Annotated in this window: 1 pseudogene; it reads right to left on the bottom strand. The window is 47.4% G+C overall.

The features are described 5' to 3' along the window. Positions 1-126: 126 nt before the first annotated feature. Positions 127-598, bottom strand: a pseudogene (locus tag GWQ22_RS21705) (IS1 family transposase); the annotation flags it as partial. Between the last annotated feature and the right edge of the window lie 123 nt (positions 599-721).

The following is a 721-nucleotide window of genomic DNA, read 5'->3' on the forward strand; positions in this document are numbered from 1 at the left end:
GGCCGCACGATGAAGAGCAAAAGTTAGCATGATCGTTACCATGTTCGGGAGTCACATAGGAGATCAGATCCTGGAAATCGGGAAAAGTGCCAATCAGTTCACAATATTTGTGTATAAGAGTCAGGCTCTGGCGTTGCTTCCCCAGTCATCACTGGTGATAAAGCCAAGTTGGAAGGGAGCCAACAGGCTCAACAATCGACGGCATGTGTCATCGCTACGCTGGCCTGGGTGTAGGCAACAACACATGTTCTTTGGGTATCAAAGGTATAAAAAATCCAATGTCGATGTTTTTTATTGCCAATATAGGCCTATTACTCATCCAGTTCACCAATAAGCGACACATTATCCAACACAACCTTTTCGGTAGTTACGTGCCTTGGTGCGAGTTTTTAAGGTGCGCAGGACGGTGTTAATACCAATGTTGAGGACGCGAGCGGTGTCACGGGCACCTGAGCCGTTGAACACCATCTCGACAATCTTCGCTTTAACGCCAGGATTTTACGCGCGTCATATAAGTGAGCTGAAAAACGTGGGGACAGGCAAGGGTCTTACCGTGGCGATATATGCGGTCGGAGTGGCAACGAGGGCAGTGAACCAGGGCAAGATCGCGAACGTTTTTTGACCAAGAAAAATAGGTTTGACCCTGCGATCCAGCTGTGATCTTATGCTCCTTTTTCAGGAGTGCCTTCATGTCTATTGATGCTGTTTTTGCTCAGTTTTT

This window comes from Aeromonas sp. 1HA1, from assembly GCF_029237385.1.
GTDB classification, from domain to species: domain Bacteria; phylum Pseudomonadota; class Gammaproteobacteria; order Enterobacterales; family Aeromonadaceae; genus Aeromonas; species Aeromonas popoffii.